The 18,211-nt window shown below is 67.3% G+C and carries 13 protein-coding genes; 9 read left to right on the forward strand and 4 right to left on the reverse strand.

Annotated features, from left to right (window positions below; translation table 11 throughout):
• Window positions 1-5 precede the first annotated feature (5 nt).
• The 4 genes from kdpA to LL06_RS09705 all read right to left on the reverse strand — a co-directional run bounded on the left by kdpA (window position 6) and on the right by LL06_RS09705 (window position 6,372).
• On the reverse strand, window positions 6-1,688 hold the full coding sequence (gene kdpA / locus LL06_RS09690) for a potassium-transporting ATPase subunit KdpA (protein WP_035525551.1): 1,683 nt from the start codon (window positions 1,686-1,688) through the stop codon (window positions 6-8).
• Between the two features lie 126 nt (window positions 1,689-1,814).
• Entirely contained in the window at window positions 1,815-3,887 is a 2,073-nt protein-coding gene (kdpB, locus tag LL06_RS09695) for a potassium-transporting ATPase subunit KdpB (RefSeq protein ID WP_035525552.1), read from the reverse strand.
• 107 nt (window positions 3,888-3,994) lie between these two features.
• On the reverse strand, window positions 3,995-4,084 hold the full coding sequence (gene kdpF, locus LL06_RS27280) for a K(+)-transporting ATPase subunit F (RefSeq protein ID WP_035525553.1): 90 nt from the start codon (window positions 4,082-4,084) through the stop codon (window positions 3,995-3,997).
• Window positions 4,085-4,407: 323 nt separating this feature from the next.
• Entirely contained in the window at window positions 4,408-6,372 is a 1,965-nt protein-coding gene (locus LL06_RS09705; protein WP_035525554.1) for a helix-turn-helix domain-containing protein, read from the reverse strand.
• A gap of 260 nt (window positions 6,373-6,632) precedes the next feature.
• Between LL06_RS09705 and LL06_RS09710 the strand changes: the two genes are divergently transcribed.
• The 9 genes from LL06_RS09710 to LL06_RS09750 all read left to right on the forward strand — a co-directional run.
• The gene (locus tag LL06_RS09710; RefSeq protein WP_052161364.1) at window positions 6,633-7,580 is read left to right on the forward strand and encodes a 3-keto-5-aminohexanoate cleavage protein; all 948 of its coding nucleotides are present in this window, start codon (window positions 6,633-6,635) and stop codon (window positions 7,578-7,580) included.
• Window positions 7,573-8,580, forward strand: coding sequence for an ABC transporter permease (locus LL06_RS09715; RefSeq protein ID WP_052161365.1), 1,008 nt, complete (start codon window positions 7,573-7,575; stop codon window positions 8,578-8,580). Before LL06_RS09710 ends, LL06_RS09715 begins: the two co-directional genes overlap by 8 nt.
• 76 nt (window positions 8,581-8,656) lie before the next feature.
• Window positions 8,657-9,598, forward strand: coding sequence for a sugar ABC transporter substrate-binding protein (locus LL06_RS09720; RefSeq protein ID WP_161784959.1), 942 nt, complete (start codon window positions 8,657-8,659; stop codon window positions 9,596-9,598).
• 72 nt (window positions 9,599-9,670) lie between these two features.
• Window positions 9,671-11,800: an SMP-30/gluconolactonase/LRE family protein gene (locus tag LL06_RS09725; RefSeq protein WP_035525555.1), complete on the forward strand. Its 2,130-nt coding sequence runs from the start codon at window positions 9,671-9,673 to the stop codon at window positions 11,798-11,800.
• Between the two features lie 39 nt (window positions 11,801-11,839).
• Window positions 11,840-12,847, forward strand: coding sequence for a hypothetical protein (locus LL06_RS09730; RefSeq protein ID WP_035525557.1), 1,008 nt, complete (start codon window positions 11,840-11,842; stop codon window positions 12,845-12,847).
• A complete protein-coding gene (locus tag LL06_RS09735) occupies window positions 12,844-14,340 on the forward strand; it encodes a sugar ABC transporter ATP-binding protein (protein ID WP_035525559.1) in 1,497 nt (498 codons plus the stop codon). Before LL06_RS09730 ends, LL06_RS09735 begins: the two co-directional genes overlap by 4 nt.
• Before the next feature lie 75 nt (window positions 14,341-14,415).
• Window positions 14,416-15,603 carry an acetyl-CoA C-acyltransferase gene (locus LL06_RS09740; RefSeq protein WP_035525561.1) on the forward strand — a complete coding sequence of 396 codons (1,188 nt, stop codon included), beginning with the start codon at window positions 14,416-14,418 and terminating at the stop codon, window positions 15,601-15,603.
• A gap of 66 nt (window positions 15,604-15,669) precedes the next feature.
• Window positions 15,670-17,328 (forward strand): AMP-binding protein, encoded by a 1,659-nt coding sequence (locus tag LL06_RS09745; protein ID WP_201772321.1) that lies wholly within the window; start codon window positions 15,670-15,672, stop codon window positions 17,326-17,328.
• 135 nt (window positions 17,329-17,463) lie between these two features.
• Window positions 17,464-18,211, forward strand: a 748-nt coding sequence (locus LL06_RS09750; RefSeq protein WP_035525563.1) for an SDR family NAD(P)-dependent oxidoreductase, incomplete at its 3' end; no start/stop codon positions are given.

Here is an 18,211-nt window from a genome sequence, read left to right on the forward strand (position 1 = left end):
TCCGGTCAGTTCATGTAGGTGACGTGTTCGGCGATCGGGCCGAGCGTCGCCGCCGGGAAGAAGGTGAGCGCGCCGACAACCAGGATGGTGGCGGCGAGCATGGTGGCGAAGACCCCGCCCTCGACCGAGAGCGTGCCGCCCGATTCGGCGCTGCGGCGCTTGGACGACAGCGAGCCGACGATGGCGAGCGGCAGCAGGATCGGGATGAAGCGCGCCAGCAGCATGATGATGCCGGTGGCGATGTTCCACGGCGCGGTGTTGTCGCCGAGTCCCTCGAAGCCCGAGCCGTTGTTGGCGCTGGCGGAGGAGAACTCGTAGAGGATTTCCGAGAAGCCGTGCGGCCCGGCATTGGCGAGCGTGTCAACGCCCCATGGGGTCGCCGCAAACAGCGCCGTGCCGCCCAGGATGAACAGGCCGTGCGCGAGCAGGGCGAACACCGCAAGCTTCACCTCCCGCGATTCCACCCGCCAGCCCAGATAGTCCGGCGTGCGGCCGATCATCATGCCGGCGATGAACACGCCCAGGATGATGTAGAGGAACATGTTGATCATGCCGACGCCGACGCCGCCGAAGGTCGCGTTGAGCCACATGCCGACCATCGGCATCAGCCCGGTCAGCGGGTTGAGGCTGTCATGCATCGCGCCGACCGAACCGTTCGAGGTCGAGGTGGTCAGCACCGACCAGAGCGGGCCTGAGGCCGGGCCGAAACGCATTTCCTTGCCCTCGAGATTGCCCACGGCCTGGTCGATCGGCAGATGGGCGAAGGCCTGGGTGGGGGCGCTCTCGAAATAGACGGCGCCGGTGATCTTGACGGCGAGGAAGGCCAGCATCACCGCGAAGATCACGCCGGCATGGCGCATGCGGCCGATGATCCGCCCGAACATCCAGACGCAGGCCATCGGCACCAGCACGATGGCGATCATCTGGACGATGTTGGTCCAGAAGGTCGGGTTCTCCAGCGGATGGGTCGAATTGGGGCCGAAAAAGCCGCCGCCATTGGTGCCGAGCTGCTTGATGGCGACAAAGGCCGCGACCGGGCCCCGCGCAATGGTTTGCTGCACGCCTTCGAGCGTGGTGGCGATGGCGCTGCCGTCGAACGTCATCGGCACCCCGCCGAGCACCAGCAGGATCGCCAGCGCGAAGGCCAGCGGCAGCAGCACGAGGAAGCAGGCGCGCTGCACGTCGATGAAGAAATTGCCGAGCGGCCGGCCGGCAAGCCCGCGGGCGAGCGCGGCAAGCGCCGCGATGCCGGTGGCGGCGGAGACGAACTGCAACCACATCAGCCCGCCGAGCTGCGACAGGTAGCTCAGCGACACCTCGCCCGAATAGTGCTGCAGATTGGTGTTCGAGGTGAACGACGCCGCCGTGTTGAAGATCAGGCTGCCCTCGAGCGCCTGCTTGCCATCGGGATTGAGCGGCAGATGCTGCTGCAGCGCCAGCAGGGCGAAGGTGATCGTGAACATCACCCCGTTGAAGGCGAGCATGGCGACCATGTAGCGCTTCCAGTCCTGGTCCGGTGCGGTCAGCGGACCGCCCACGGCCCTGAAGGCGCGGGTCTGCCAGCCGGCAAGGCCGGACGAGGGATCGGCGGGGTCCATCGCCCATTTCATGTACCGGCCGAGCGGCCAGGAGAGGAGCGCTGTGCCGCCGACGACGAGAACGACGAAGAGTGTGGCGTATAACAACATCGGAAAATCTCCGGTCAGGCTTGAAGGATCAGACCCGGTCGGCGCCGGCGGTCATCACCAGGAGACCCCCGAACACCGCCAGGCCGAGAAGGAAATAGAGATACGTCATGTCGTGAACTCCTGTGATCAGGCGAGGCCGAGGGCGGTGACGGCGAGGTCGATCGCCTTGATGCCTATGAACGGCGCGATCAGGCCGCCAAGCCCGTAGATGAGAAGGTTGCGCCGCAGCAGCCCGTCCGCGCCGATCGCCTTGTAGGCCACGCCCCTGAGCGACAGCGGGATGAGCGCGATGATGATGAGCGCGTTGAAGATAATGGCCGACAGGATGGCGCTCTCGGGCGTAGCCAGCCCCATGATGTTGAGCGCGCCCAGCCCGGGGTAGAGTCCGATGAACATCGCCGGTACGATGGCGAAGTATTTGGCGACGTCATTGGAGATCGAGAAGGTCGTCAGCGCGCCGCGCGTCATCAGGAGCTGCTTGCCGATCTCGACGATCTCGATGAGCTTGGTCGGGTCGGAATCGAGATCCACCATGTTGCCGGCCTCCCGCGCCGCCACCGTGCCGGTGTTCATCGCCACGCCGACATCGGCCTGGGCGAGCGCCGGCGCGTCATTGGTGCCGTCGCCGCACATGGCCACGAGCTTGCCCTTGGCCTGTTCCTGGCGGATGAGCTGCAGCTTGTTCTCAGGCGTCGCCTCGGCGAGGAAATCGTCGACGCCCGCTTCGGCGGCGATCGCCGCCGCCGTCATCGGATTGTCGCCCGTGATCATCACCGTGCGGATGCCCATGCGCCGCAGCTCGGAAAAGCGCTCGCGGATGCCGCCCTTGACGATGTCCTTGAGATGGATAACGCCCAGTAGCCTGCCGTCCTTGACCACGGCGAGCGGCGTGCCCCCCGACTTGGCGATGTCGCTGGCAATCGCCTCGAGGTCCCGCTTGCTGTCCGCACTGGCGCGGGTGGAGCCGCCTACCGCCGCCGCCTGCTCGACATGGCGGAGCACCGCATCGACGGCGCCCTTGCGGATTGAGGAGCCCTCGAAGTCGACGCCGCTCATGCGGCTCTGTGCGGTGAAGGGTACGAAATGCGCATGCAGCGACTGCATGTCGCGGCCGCGGATGCCGTAGTTTTCCTTGGCCAGCACGACGATCGAGCGGCCCTCGGGCGTCTCGTCGGCAAGCGAGGCCAGTTGCGCCGCGTCGGCGAGTTCCTGTTCGCTCACGCCCTTGACTGGCCGGAACTCGGTCGCCTGGCGGTTGCCGAGGGTGATCGTGCCGGTCTTGTCCAAGAGCAGCGTGTCGACGTCGCCCGCCGCTTCCACGGCGCGGCCCGACATGGCGAGCACGTTGAAGCGCACCAGCCGGTCCATGCCGGCGATGCCGATGGCCGAGAGCAGCGCCCCGATCGTGGTCGGGATCAGCGTCACGAACAGCGCCACCAGCACGATCACCGGGATCGAGCCGCCGGCATAGGCCGCAAACGCCGGGATCGTCGCGGTTGCCAGCACGAAGATCAGCGTGAGGCCCGCAAGCAGCACGTTGAGCGCGATCTCGTTGGGGGTCTTCTGCCGTTCGGCGCCCTCGACCAGCGCGATCATCCGGTCGATGAAGGTCGACCCTGCGGCGGCCGTGATCCGGACCTTGATCCAGTCCGACAGCACCTGGGTGCCGCCGGTCACGGCCGAGCGGTCGCCGCCCGATTCGCGGATCACCGGCGCCGACTCCCCGGTGATCGCCGCTTCGTTGACCGAGGCGATGCCCTCGACGATCTCGCCGTCCGAGGGAATGATCTCGCCTGCCTCGACCAGCACCACGTCGCCCACCTTCAGGCTCGTGCCGGGCACAAGCGTGACGGCGCGGCTGTCCGGATCGGCGAGCAGCCGCGCCTGGGTCTCGCTGCGCGAGCGGCGCAGCGATTCGGCCTGCGCCTTGCCGCGCCCTTCGGCGACAGCTTCGGCGAAGTTGGCAAACAGCAGCGTGAACCAGAGCCAGAGAAGGATCTGGAAGGAAAAGCCGAGATTGCCCGCGCCGGTGGCGGCGTCCTTGAAGAAAAGCACGGTCGTCAGCACCGAGACGACGGCGACGACGAACATCACCGGGTTCTGCGCCAGCGTGCGGGGATTGAGCTTCCGGACCGCGCCGGAAAGGGCGGGGATGAGAATGCGGCCGTCGAACAGGCTCGCGGAGGGGGACTGGCTCATGGATGGCTCCCGTTGAGGACGAAACAAAGGCTCGCGGCGCTGGCAGGGCCGCGGAGAGGCGCTGAGGGCGCCGGCGAACGGCGCGGCCGGACACCCCGCCCGGCCGGTCAGAACCGTTCCGGGCGCAGCAGCGCGATGAGAAGATAGGCGGTGATGAACAGCGTCACGGCGCCGCCCAGGGCATAGTCGAAAAACATGTCGCACCTCGTCTGTTGGGGCGCCGGCGGCGCCACGTCCCGTGCCGCCGCGCCCTTAGCCCGGTCTGCGACGCCTCGGGCATTCGCAGGATCGGGCCGGCCTGGCACCTGACGCAACCATGCCACGACGCCGCGTAAAGGTTCGAGACAGGCGAGCCCCCAACAAAATAGGAATCCCATAGGAATTTGCGCCGGGGCGGACGGCCCAACGGCCTCCTCGCCGTCGGCCAGGCTGGGACGGTTTCGTCTTGAGCACGATGCGAGAGGCAGGCGGCTCGAGCCTGTCGAGCAGCTTCAGCCACGGCTTCCGCCCCGCGCCGGCGTCAGCGGGCGGGAGGCGCGGCTTCGTCGGGGCCGGTCTCGAGCAGATGGGCCAGGCGCAGCGCGATGTGCAGCTCCAGCGCGCGGACCGGGTCGTCCCAGCCGCCGGTGATCTGCCTTAGCGTGTCGAGCCGCTGGCGGACCGTGTTGATGTGGACGCCGAGAGTGTCGGCGGCGCGCCTGATGTTGTACTGGCCCTCGAGATAGCACAGCAGCGTCTTTTTCAGCTCCGCCGCCTGCCGCGGCCCGCGTGCGTCGATCGGGCGGAGCATCTGCTCCATGTATCGCGCCAGGCTCGCCGGATCACCGGTCTCGAAGATCCGGGCGAAGAAATTGATCTCGGACTGGGCGATGAAACGGTCGAGCGGCTTCATCTTCATCATCACCGTGAGCGCCCTGCTCATCTGCCCGTAGCGGGCCGAGGCGGCCGTCAGCTCGGGGAACGGATCCGACAGCACGCCGCCCGGCTTCCAGCCTTTCGTGGTCCTTGCAAGCTGCTGCAGGAAGGCGCGCAGCGCGCCCTCTGAGCCCAGCCCCACATAGGCGTCGTCCAGGAGGTCGACCAGCACGTTGGTTCGCGACGCGCAGTCCTGGATGGCGGCCGAGTGCGCGACCCGGTCGTGCCGGGGGACGGCGATCAGCGCCAGCATGACCGGCTCGTCGGACGAAAGGCCCAGCCGGTCGCGGACGGCCGAGACCGTCGAGGGGTCGGCGGGCGTGACGGCGACCAGATGCCGCAGCAGCGTCGACGAGGCGATCAGCTTCTCGGTTTCCCGCTTTTCGTTCCACAGCTTGGCGATCGACAGGGCGACGGCGCTGCGCTCAAGGTTGCGGATCTCGATGGCGTCGAGTTCGCCCTGATGGCAGACGACCAGGCACTCGCCGCTGCCGATCCAGCCGTGCAGCGCGATCACGCGGCACTGTTCCTCGGCCGCGGCGTGCATGACCACCGACCGGCCGGTGTGCCGCGACTGTGAGGTCGAGCGGATCAGCGGCGTGGTCTCGAACTCGCCGGATTTGAGGTCGGCGGCGAAGCGGCCGCGATAGGCGCTCGCGACATATTCGTCGCGGATCCTGAGCTCGTCGTCGAACAGGAAGATGGCGCCTGAGATCTGGTTGGCCATCCGCTGCAGGAATTTCTGCATCTCGCCGCCGGCGGCGAGCAGCGACGTCATCTCGTCGTGGACCGCCGCCGACGCCTCGACCCGCTGGATGTGTTCGATCAGCGCATTGCGGTTGCGCTGCGCCTCGGCCAGCGCTTCCGACAGCAGCCGGAACGCGTTGGCGTTGCGCATCGCCACGCCGGCATGCAGCGCGAAGGAGCCGAGCACCGACATGTTGCGTCCGCTCAGCTTGCGGGCGTAGCGGTCGGCCACGAACAGGAAGCCGTGGACCTCGCCGTCGGCCATGATCGGGAACCCCGCCAGCGAGACGATGTTCTCGATGCGGAAGGCCCGGTCGAGCTCGGGCAGGTGCTTGAAGCGGGTGTCGTTGAGATAGTCCTGGGTGTCGAAGAAGCTCTTCGACTGCATGATCAGGCTGACCGCGCCATATTCGAAATTGCTGGTCATGACGGCGGCAGAGGGCGAGAGATATCCTTCCGAGGCGACCGAGCGGAACAGGCCGCTGTCCTCGTCGAGGATCGTCACCCAGGCGAGATTGGCGCCGACAAGGCTGCGGGCCCTGGAGACGATGGTCCGGAACAGGCTCGGCAGTTCCAGGGTTTTGGACAGGTCATGGGTTGTTTCGATGAGAAGGCTGAGTCCGTTTTCGGACAGCACCGTTTCGCGACGCGACTGGCTGATCTGTAGGATCGTCGATTGCAGATGATGCAGGTCCTCGGACCGCATCGCGGGCGGCGCAAGCCTCGCGAGCCTGTCCACCGCCGCCACGATGCCGGCCTCGTCCTCCTCGCGGTTGATCTTCTGGAGGATGTCCAGCACCGCCGTCAGGGCCTCGGTCTCCAAGCGTCTCTCCCATGCTGACCCGGGGCGGTGACCCGGATGCCGGTCCCGTGCTGCCGATCCAGTATATATAGCTGACATAAAATAGCACATCGACTGTAGGTAAAGCACATATACGGCTTTGAATGCCCGGACTAGTGTCGACCCATTCGCGCAGGGAGAGCGCGGCGGGGGAGGACGATGCGACATTCCGGGCAAGGCGGTGCATTCGCGGCCGCGCAGACACGTCACAGCGGATCGACCGCCGCGCGGGAGCGCGGCCGATGAAGCCCGTCCGGCGCAAGGTGATCATTTCCTGCGCGGTGACCGGCCGGGTCCACACCCCGTCGATGTCCGACAGCCTGCCGTTCACGCCCGACCAGATCACCAGGCAGGCGGTCGAAGCCGCGCGCGCCGGCGCCTCGATCCTGCATCTTCATGCACGCAATCCCTCCGACGGCAGCCCGACCGACGATCCGGCCGTGTTCGACCTGGTCCTTCCCGGGATCGCCGCCGAGACCGACGCCCTGATCGAGATCCCGGCGCCGCGCGACGGCGCCCGGTTCCCGCGCGCCGTGACCCCCGATTTCTGCTCGATCGACATGGGATCGGTGAATTACTGTTTCAGCCGGGCCGCGCGCGGCGTCTCCGACTGGAAGTTCGCCTGGGAAAAACCCTATCTCGAGGCCTCGGAAGACGGGGTTCTGAGGAACAGCTTCCGCGACATCAAATCCGCCCTTGCCCGGTTCGGCGACGGACACGATCCGCGCTACGCCTTCGCCTGCCATGATCTCGGCCACCTCCACAATCTGGCGCAACTGGTCGACGAGGGGCTGATCAAGGGGCCGCTGTTCCTGCAATGCAGTCTCGGCATCGCCGGAGGCCTCAATGCGGATCCCGAGAACCTGTTCCTGATCCGCAGCACGGCGGACCGGCTGTTCGGCCGCGGCGCCTATGAATTCTCGGTGCAGGCCGCCGGCCGCCACCAGATCCCGCTGGCGACCATGGGCGCCATCATGGGCGGACACGTCCGCGTCGGCCTCGGCGACAGCCTGTTCCTGGGCAAGGGCCTGCTCGCGGCCTCGAGCGCCGCGCAGGTGCTCAAGATCCGCAGGATCCTAGAGGAGCTGTCCTTCGAAATCGCAAGCCCGGAGGAAGCCCGGGAGATCCTTCAGATCGAGGGCGGCGGCCAGACCGGCCGGGCCGGAAGGGAGATCGGGCTCAATGGCTGAGATTCTCTCGATGCTCAGGACAAGCAAGCGTAAGGGCAGGCTGCTCGAAATCGTGGTGATGGCGGTCACCGTGGCGCTGGTGGCGGCCTTTTCCATCGCCGTCGATGGCTTCGCCACACCCGGCAACCTCGAGATCATCCTGTCGAACTCGGCGTCGCTGGTGATCCTGGGGTGCGGCATGGCCGTGGTCATCATCTCGCGCGGGCTGGACCTGTCGCTGATCGCCGTGATGGTCGCCGGCGCGACCACCTTCAGCATCTTCATCAATGCCGACATACCGGTCGTCACCGCGCTTGTGCTGACCGTCGCGGCGATGGCGATGGTGGGCCTGGCGAACGCCTGGCTGATCGCCTATGTCGAGATCCCGGCGATGCTGGCGACGCTCGCCTCGGCCATGGCCGTCACCGGGTTTTTCCGCTTCGCCATCCTGCGCGGCGAGTTCCTGCTGCTGCTGTCGAAGGACAATCCGGCGGTGATCTTCCTGTCGGGCGACATCGTGCCGGGCCTGCCGACGCCGGTCGCGCTGATGGTGGCGGCGCTGATCGTCACCTGGGTCCTGCTGCGGGGGACGGCGGCGGGCCGGACGATCTACGCGATGGGCGACAATTTCCAGGCGGCGCGCCTGACCGGCCTGCCCGTGCGCACCACGACCATCGTCGTCTATGTCTTCGCGGCGATGATGGCGCTCTGCGCCGGGCTGGTGACCTCGGCGGCGAGCGGCGCGGTCGATTTCCGCACGGTCACCAACGGCACGCTGCTGTTCGAGGTCGTCCTCGTCGTGGTGCTCGGCGGCATCCCGCTGCGCGGCGGCCGCGGGGGCGTCTGGAACATCGTCATCGGCGTGGCGCTGATCGCGGTGCTGCGCAACGGCATGACGCTCATGAATTTCACATCCCAGACCCAGGACGTGCTCAAGGGGCTCGTGCTGATGGTTGCGATCGTCGCAGACAATTATCTCAACCCCAGGGACACGGAAACCGACGCCGTCGGCGATCTCTGACACGACCGAACCACCAATGGAGGAGACTATGGTGATTAAATTGGGAAACAAGATCCGCAGTGCCGCGCATGGACTCATGATCGGAGCCGGCGTCCTGCTTGCATCCGGCACGCAGGCATCCGCCGACACCGACATTTCGGGCAAGAAGGTCGTCTTCGTGCCCATCGCGATGGGAATTTCCCTGACCGAGGGCTGGGCGCGGCGGATGCGCGAACATGCCGACATGCACGGCTACACGATCGACGTTCGCGACGCGGCCTTCAACACCGGCGCGATGGCGGAGCTGCTCGCCAAGGCGATCAGCGAGAAGCCCGACGTGCTGGTGGTGCACAATCCGACCGTGCAGCTCCTGGCGCGCCAGATCAAGCAGGCCGAGTCCGAAGGCATCAAGGTGCTGCAGATCAACCTGCAATCGAACCAGCCGTCGGCGGCTTTCGTCGGCGCCAACTGGGAGCGCATCGGCCGGGAGATCGCCGAGGACATCGTCAAGGAATGCGGCGAGGGCAGCGGCAAGTCCGGCAAGGTGTCGATCGTGCCCGGCCAGTTGACTGCGGCCGACAGCGTCATCATGAACGAGGCCGCTTTCAAGGTGTTCGAGGCGCACAAGGAGATCGAGGTCGTCTCCAACCAGGCGTCGGACTGGGAGCCGGAGAAGGCGCGCCAGATCACCGCCACCGTGCTGCAGCAGCACCCGGACCTCTGCGCCGTCTTCGGCCACTGGGACGTCCACACCATGGGCGCGGGCAATGCGGTGAAGGACGCCGGCCTTGCCGACAGCGTGCTGGTCTACGCCACCGGCGGCGGCGACGACGTCGCCTGCAAGGCAGTCGAGGACAATGTGCTCGACCGGGTCTGGAGCTACGACGCCGACGGCCAGGGCCGCGACGCCGGCACGATGGTCGACCTGCTGCTGCAGGGCGCTTCGGGCGCCGACGGGGCGATGATGTCGGTCGAATCGCCGATGAAGATCATCAAGGGCGGCGACGCCTACGATCCGGGCCTCTGCTGGAAGATGTAACCGGCAACCAGAGGCACTCGTTCCCGCAGGGCTGTAGCCGGCCCTGCGGGTCCTCCTTGATGGGACGTATCCATGTCAGCCGATTTCAAGTTCTCCAGTCTGCCGAAGCAGCCGGTCCCGCGGTTCATGCTGTCGCCGCGGCGCATTCTCGCCGATGTCCTGTCGAGCGGCTGGGTCGAGAGCATGATCCCCTTCCTGGCCTTCGTCTGCGTGGTCGTGGGCGTCGCCTTGACCACGGAGAACTATTTCGTCGCCTCCAACCTGCGGAATCTCGCGCAGTACTCGGCCGATGGCGGGCTGATCGTGCTCGCCATGCTGATCGTCGTCGCGGTCGGCGGGATCGATCTGTCGGTGGGCTCGAATTTCGCCATGTCGGCCTTCGTGGCGCTGTTCTGCTTTCACATTCTTGGTCTTCCGGTGCCCGTGGTGCTGGCGGCAAGCCTCGCCTGCGGCGCCCTGATCGGCGCCACCAACGGCGTGCTCGCCGGCCTGATCGGCTGCGGCGCGCTTTTGACCACGCTTGCCACCATGATCACCGTACGCGGCATCTTCACGCTGTCCTCGCAGGCGCAGATGGTGGAGATCTCCACCAGCGCCCGCATCGACGACCTGTGGGACTGGATCGGCTTCGAGAAGATCCTCACCATGCCGGTCGGCTTCTGGGTGCTGTTCGCCGTGGCGACCCTGATCTTCGTCATGTTCCGGCAGTCGGCCTTCGGCTGGCACGTGCTGGCGGTGGGCGGCAACCGCAAGGCGGCGCGCCACGGCGGCATCCGCGTCAAGGCGACGATCTTCCTGTCCTACGTGCTGACCGGCCTGATCGTCGGCCTGTCGGGCTTCCTGTTCGCCGCCCGCCAGAACAGCATCAGTTCAGATACCGGGATCGGGATGGAGTTCTTCGTGCTGACCGCGCTGGTGGTAGGTCTCGGCGGGTTCGTGCCTGGCCGCGGCGCCGTGGTGCCGGTGCTGATCGGGTTTGCGACAATTTACCTTTTCAACAATGCGATGATCAATGCGGGGTTTCGCGGCGATTTCGTCCAGCTCTGCATGGGCGCGATCATCATCGTGATCCTGGCGATCGACGTGAAGTTCCGCAAGAACCGGCACCGCCTTCTGGCCTCGACCTATCTCGACCCCGTCAAGGTCACGCTCGAGCCCACCAAAGGCATGGCCGGCCTGATGCCGCACGAGAAGGCGCCGAAACTCGCCCAGGCGCGGATCCTCGGCGCGGGAGACCTCGACGGTCCCGAGGATGTCATCCTCGACCGCGACGGCAATCTCTATTGCGGCAACCGCGACGGGCGGATCCTCAAGCTCTCCGGGCCGGACCATTCCGAGATCAGCGTCCTGGCCAAGATCGGCGGCCGTCCGCTCGGCCTCGCCTTCGACGCCGAGGACCGGATCGTCGCCTGCGTCGCCGGCATGGGGCTCCTGCGCGTGACCCTTGACGGCGCCGTCGAACTGCTGACCGACCAGACCGGGCGCAGCCTCATGAGCGTCCAGGACGACACCTCGATCCGCATGGCCGACGATCTCGACATCGCCCCCGACGGCACGATCTATTTTACCGACGCGACCAAGCGCTACGACATCGACAACTGGGGCCTCGACCTGCTCGAGGGGCGGCCCAACGGCCGGCTGCTGAGCTACGATCCGAAGACGAAGAAGACGCGTACGGTCTGCGACAACCTGGTGTTTCCGAACGGCGTCTGCGTCACCCATGACGGCAGGCATCTTCTGGTGGCGAGCACCTGGGGCTGCTCGATCCTGATCTTCGATCTGGCCGACCTTGCCGCCGGACCGCGGGTCTTCCTCGACGGCCTGCCCGGCTATCCCGACAACATCAACCGCTCGTCGGACGGCGGCTACTGGATCGCGCTGGCGGGCATGCGCAACGCCATCCTCGACCAGGCGATGAAATATCCGGGGTTGAGGCAGCGAATGACCAAGCGGGTGCCGCCGACCAACTGGCTGTTCGGCAATCTGAACATCGGTGGCGTGCTCAGGACCGATGGCGCAGGCAGGATCGTCGACGCGCTGTGGGATGCGCCGGACGGGCCGCTCTACATGATTACCTCGATGCGCGAGCACGAGGGCGCGCTCTATCTGGGCGGCGTGACCAACGACAAGATCGGCCGGCTCGAGCTCGCCGACGCGGATCGGCGCTGGACCGGGCCGCAGAGCTACTGGGGGAAAGGCTAGGTCATGTTTTTCAGATCCAGACGAGAGGCACCGCCGGCGATGACCCTGGAGGGCGTTCTCGGCCCCAACACGACCATCGACGATGCCGCGGGCATCAAGGTCGAAGCCCCGCAGGCGCTGTGCGTGGTGGATGACGCCCTCCTGCTCCTGAGCTCGGGCAACACGGTTCTGGCGATATCCCGCTGGGGGGACGAGCCCCGGCTCTGGTGCAGCTTCGACCAGCCGGTGACGGCGCTCTGCGCGAGCCCGGCTGGAGCAATCGGCATCGGCCTGGCCGACGGCAGCTTCGCCGTGCGTGACAAGGCGGGATCGGCGCTGGCTGGCTGGGGACAGCCGGAGGGTCTTGCCTCGGTGACCGACTGCCTGTTCCTCTCGGAAGAGGAGATCGCCATTGTCGACAGCGGCTACCGTGCGGGCGAGGACATCCTGTCGCGTGCGCCCTGGGACGAGGCCGGGCGCGGCCAGGTGGTGGCGATCAGCCGTAACGGCGCGACGCGGCAATTGGCGGCCGGTCTGCATTGCCCGATGGGGCTGGCCCGCGACGCGGGCGGCGAGCTGATCGTCAGCCTGCTCGAACGCGCGGCCATCGTCGATCTCGCGGGCAAGGTCCGGCAGTCGGGATTTCCGGCCTATCTCGGCCGCATCCGCGCCACCGGGACGGGCTATCTCCTCTCCTGCCTGTCGCGGCGCGACCCGCTGATCGAATTTCTCAAGACCGAGACGGAATTCGTGGCCGAGATGAAGGCCACGATCGATCCCCGTCACTGGCTCTCGCCCCGCGCCAATCCCGAGTTCAGCCACGACTTCCCGATCGAGCTCGGCGCCACGCGGCTGTTCGGGGAGATCAAGCCCTGGGCTCCGTCCTTTTCCTACGGCCTCGTGCTTGCGACCGACAAGGCCTTCATCCCCACCTCTTCCGCCCATTCCCGCGCCAACGGCGCACGCCATGCGATCAGCGATGCCGTCGAGTGGAACGGCGACGTGATCGCGGTGAGCCGGGCCAGCGGCGAAGTCCTCCGCTTCTCGATTGCGAGGGAATCCGCATGAGCCGCCAGCCGATCATCAGCCTCGAAAACGTCACCAAGAGCTACGGCGGCATCAACGCGCTGGAGGACGCCAATTTCGAGCTCTATCCGGGCGAGATCCACGCGCTCGCCGGCGAGAATGGCGCCGGCAAGTCGACCCTGTGCAAGCTGATCGCCGGCGTCATCGCCCCGAGCGCGGGGACCTTGCGCATCAATGGCGAGGTGGTGAAGTTCTCCGCGCCCAAGGACGCGAGCCGGCACGGCATCTCGATGGTCTACCAGGAGACCAGCCTGGTGCCGCAGCTCACCGTGGCGCAGAACATGGTGCTGGGCCGCGAGAGCGCGTTCAACTCGGTGCGCAAGGTGCGCAATTCGGCCCGGCAGGTGCTGCAGCGGCTGAATTTCAAGGTCGACCCGTCGCAGCTCGCCGGCACCCTGTCCACCGCCAAACGGCAGATGGTGGAAATCGCCCGGGCTGTGCTGAACCAGGCCCGCGTGATCATCCTCGACGAGCCGACGGCGGCGCTGACGCCCGAGGAGACCGACCATCTGTTCGACCTGATGCGGACCCTGCAGGCCGACGGCGTCGCCATGATCTTCATCTCGCATGCGCTCGAGGAGGCGCTCAACCATTCCGACCGGATCTCGGTGCTGCGCAACGGCCGGCTGATGGTCACGGGCGAGGCATCCGCCTTCGACCGCAAGCGCCTCATTCACCACATGATCGGCGAGGAGCTGAACGAGCGGTTGCACGTGCCCAGGGCCCCGCATGCCGTGCGCTCGGCGCTGCCGGTGCTGAGAGTCGAGAACATCCGCATGGGCGCCATGGTCAACAACATGTCGTTCTCGATCTTTCCCGGCCAGATCACCGGCATCGCCGGCCTGATCGGTTCGGGGCGGAGCGAGGTCGCCAAGGTCATCATGGGCCACACCAAGCGCAATTTTGGGGGCGGCCGGATCTGGCTCGACGGCCGCGAGGTGCGCTACAGTCTCCCCGCCCAGGCGGTCGCCGACGGCATCGCCTATGTCAGCGAGGACCGCAAGCTCGACGGCTTCTTCGACACGCTCAATGTGAGCGAGAATATCGGGCTCGGCTGGCTCGCCAAGTTCGGCCGCCGGCGTGTGCTTGCGCCGCTTCAGAAGATGCGCGCGCTGTCGCGGGAGTGGGAGGGCAAGCTGTCGATCCGCTCCATCGGCAAGGACCAGTCGGTGCTGTATCTGTCGGGCGGCAACCAGCAGAAGGTGGTGATCGCCAAGTCCCTGGTGCAGGAGCCCAGGCTGGTGATCTTCGACGAGCCCACCCGCGGCGTCGATGTGGGCGCCATCGCCGAGATCCGGCAGATCGTCCGCCAATTCGCCGAGAGCGGGGCGGGCGTGATCCTGATCTCCTCCTACCTGCCGGAGATCCTCGACCTGTCGGACCGGATCCTGGTCGCCAAGAGCGGCACCATCGTCGCCGAATTTGCCCGCGCGGATGCGACGGCGGAGAAGATCCTGCATGCTGCAATCCATTGAGGTCACGAGCGGCCTGACCGTGTAGAAGGCCCCGGCCAGGTCCGATTGGACCGACTGAAACACAGGAGAAATGTCTTGAGAGAAGCAGTCATCGTCAGCACCGCCCGCACCGGGATGGGCAAGTCCTATCGCGGCAGCCTGAACGCCATCAAGTCGCCGACGCTCACCGGCCATGTGCTCAGGCATGCGATCGAGCGGGCGGGCGTCGAGCCGGGCGAGATCGAGGATTTCGTGCTCGGCACCGTGCTCGGCGCGGGCACCGCGGGCATGAACCTCGCCCGCAACGCCGTCTTTGCCGCCGGCTCGCCGGTGACGATCTCCGGGCAGACCATGGACCGCCAGTGCGCCTCGGGCCTGATGGCGGTGGCGACCGCGGCCAAGCAGATCATGGTCGACGGCATGGATGTCGTCGCCGCCGGCGGCCAGGAGAACATCTCCGCCGTGCAGGATCAGTATTTCCGCTGGGTCCAGGCCGAGGCCGATCCGACCGTGACCGGCCATGTGCCGCATGCCTACATGCCGATGCTGCAGACGGCCGAATTCGTCGCGAAGAAATTCGGCGTGAGCCGGCAGGCGCAGGACGAGTACGCGCTGCAATCCCAGCTCCGCACCGCCAGGGCCCAGGCCGCAGGCCTCCTCGACGACGAGATCGTGCCGATCACCGCGACGATGATGGTCAAGGACAAGATCACCGGCGAGGTGACCGGCCAAGAGGTGACGCTCGACCGGGACGAGGGCAACCGGCCGCAGACGACGCTCGAGTCGCTTGCCGGGCTGAACCCGGTGATCGAGGGCGGCGTCATCACCGCCGGCAATGCCAGCCAGCTCTCCGACGGCGCCTCGGCCTGCATCCTGATGGACTCGAAGCTTGCCGAACGGCGCGGCCTCAGGCCGCTCGGCATCTATCGCGGCATGGCGGTGGCCGGTTGTCCGCCCGAGGAGATGGGCATCGGCCCGGTCCATGCGGTGCCGAAGCTGCTCGAGCGGCATGGCCTGAAGATCGGCGACATCGGCCTCTGGGAGCTCAACGAGGCCTTCGCGGTGCAGGCGCTCTACTGCCGCGATCGCCTCGGCATCGATCCGGAGATCTACAACGTCAACGGCGGCGGCATCTCCATCGGCCATCCCTACGGCATGACCGGCGCGCGCCTGGTGGGCCATGCGCTGATCGAGGGCCGGCGTCGCGGCGTCAGATACGTGGTCGTCACCATGTGCATCGGCGGCGGCATGGGTGCTGCGGGGCTGTTCGAAGTCAACCAGTGAGACATCTCCGCGCCGCAAGCGGCGGTTTGGCTCGAAAGAGCAGGAAAGAGTGCGGGAAGAACCCAAGTGACAGCTCAAGACATGACCTCGGCCGCGGCGTCGGCCGCAGCGCCTGTGCCGGACGGCGGCGTTGCTATCGACGGGGCGATGCAGCCCTTCGGCCTGACGCTCGACAGGTTTCTCAGCCATGCCGCCAAGTGGCACCAGGACGCCGAGGTGGTGACCGCCGGGCCGGACGGGGCCGTCGCGTGCGTCTCCTATGCCGGGTTGAAGCAGAGGGCGCAGGGCGTCTCCCGCATCCTCGCCGGCCTCGGCGTCGCGCCCGGGGCCCGGGTGGCGACGCTGGCCTGGAACACCCAGGCGCATCTCGAGGCCTGGTACGGCATCATGGGCATGGGGGCTGCCTGCCACACGCTCAATCCGCGCCTGACCGCCGAACAATCGGGCGCCATGCTGCGCCAGTCCGGCGCCCGGATCCTCATCGTCGCCGTCGATCTCATGCCGCTCGCCGGCCAGATCGCGGCGCATGCGCCTGGCGTGACCCGGATCCTGGTGATCGACGGCGCGGCCGGCGTCGGGCCGGCGGAAGACCAAGCCCTGCCGGTGGCGGCGCTCGAACCGATGGCAGGCGCGGGTGGCGAGCCGGTCGTCTGGGGAGCGTTCGAGGAGACCACGCCGTCGGGACTCTGCTTCACCTCCGGCACCACCGGCGCGCCCAAGGGCGTCACCTACACCCACCGTTCGAGCTATCTCCACACTCTCAGGGCGCTGCAGGCCGATGTCCTCGGCATCACCCGTCTGGATGCGGTGCTGGCCGCGGTGCCGATGTTTCACGCCAATGCCTGGGGACTGCCATTCGCCGCGCCCGCCGTCGGCGCAAAGCTGGTGCTGCCGGGGCGGTGGACCGATGGCGCGAGCCTGGCGCGGCTGATCGTCTCCGAAGGCGTGACGGTCGCGGCGGGCGTTCCCACCGTCTGGCTCGGGCTGGTCGAGCATCTGGAAGCCAATGGTGGCGAGGTGCCGAGCCTTGAGCGCATCCTCGTCGGCGGGGCGCCGCTGGCGCCGGCTCTGATGGAGCGGATCGAGCGCCGGCTGGGCGTGACGGTGCAGACAAGCTGGGGCATGACCGAACTGTCGCCGTCGGGAACCATGGCGCTGCCGGGCGACCCCGGCAGGACCGCCCCGGTGTCGGGCCGGCCGGCGGTGGGCCTCGACCTGCTCCTGACCGACGCCGAAGGCCGGGCGCTCGCAGAGCAGCGAAACACGGAAGGCCATCTCCGGGTCAAGGGCGCTGCCGTGGTCGAGCGCTATCTCGGCGACAGCGAGCCCGCCACCGACGCGGACGGCTGGTTCGACACCGGCGATCTGGCGCGGATCGACGCTGAGGGAAACCTGATCATCACCGGCCGGGCCAAGGATCTCATCAAGTCGGGCGGCGAATGGATCAACCCCGCCGAAATCGAGGCCATCATCGGTGCGCTGCCCGAGATCTCGCTGGCGGCCGTCATCGGCCGGGCCGATGCGAAATGGGGCGAGCGGCCGGTGCTGCTGGTGACGGTCCGCAAGGACCAGGCGATCGGCGACGAGGCGCTGCTGGCCGCGCTTACCGGCCGGGTCGCCTCCTGGTGGGTGCCCGACGCGGTCATAAGGCTCGAGGACATGCCGCGGGCGGCCACCGGCAAGATCGACAAGCTGCGCCTGAAAAAGCTGTATGGCGGCGCTTGACCTTGCCGCTGCGTCGGGGTTCTGGTCCGCGCAGGCGGAGCGGCGCCCGCGCGGCGCCGCGGCCGGGGCTCGTCAAGGAATTCACGCTTGATCGCGTAGGACACTGAGCGCACCCGCTCAACAAAGGAGACAGGAATGAAGCTGAAGGATCGCACCGCAATCGTCACCGGAGCCGGCGGGGGGCTGGGCAGATGCCATGCGCTGCTGCTCGCCCGGCAGGGCGCCCGGGTCGTCGTCAACGACATGAACGCCGAGAACGCCGAGCGCGTCGCCGCGGAGATCAGGGCTGCGGGCGGAGAGGCGATCGGGGTTGCCGCCTCCGTCACCGACGAGGCCGCGGTTGCCGCCATGATCGACCGGACCATGGCCGAATGGGGCCGGATCGACATCCTGATCAACAATGCCGGCATCCTGCGCGACAAGAGCTTTGCCAAGATGGAGATCGCCGATTTCCGTGCCGTGGTCGATGTCCACCTGATGGGGGCGGTGATCTGCTCCAAGGCGGTCTGGGAGATCATGCGCAAGCAGGCCCATGGCCGCATCGTCATGACCACGTCGTCCTCCGGGCTCTACGGCAATTTCGGCCAGTCCAACTACGGCGCCGCCAAGATGGCATTGGTCGGCCTGATGCAGACCCTGTCGCTGGAAGGCGAGAAATACGGCATCCGCGTCAACTGCCTGGCGCCCACGGCGGCGACCCAGATGACCGAGGGCGTGCTGACGCCGGAAGTGCTCGCGCAGCTTGCGCCGGAGCTGGTGAGCCCTGGGCTGCTGGCGCTGGTGGGCGCCGACGCGCCGACGCGGGCGATCCTGTGCGCGGGCGCCGGTCATTTCGCCCGCGCCAACGTGACGCTGACCCAGGGCGTCTATATCGGCGGGGGCG

The organism is Hoeflea sp. BAL378, from assembly GCF_000759435.1.
In the GTDB taxonomy this organism is placed as follows: Bacteria; Pseudomonadota; Alphaproteobacteria; order Rhizobiales; family Rhizobiaceae; genus Hoeflea.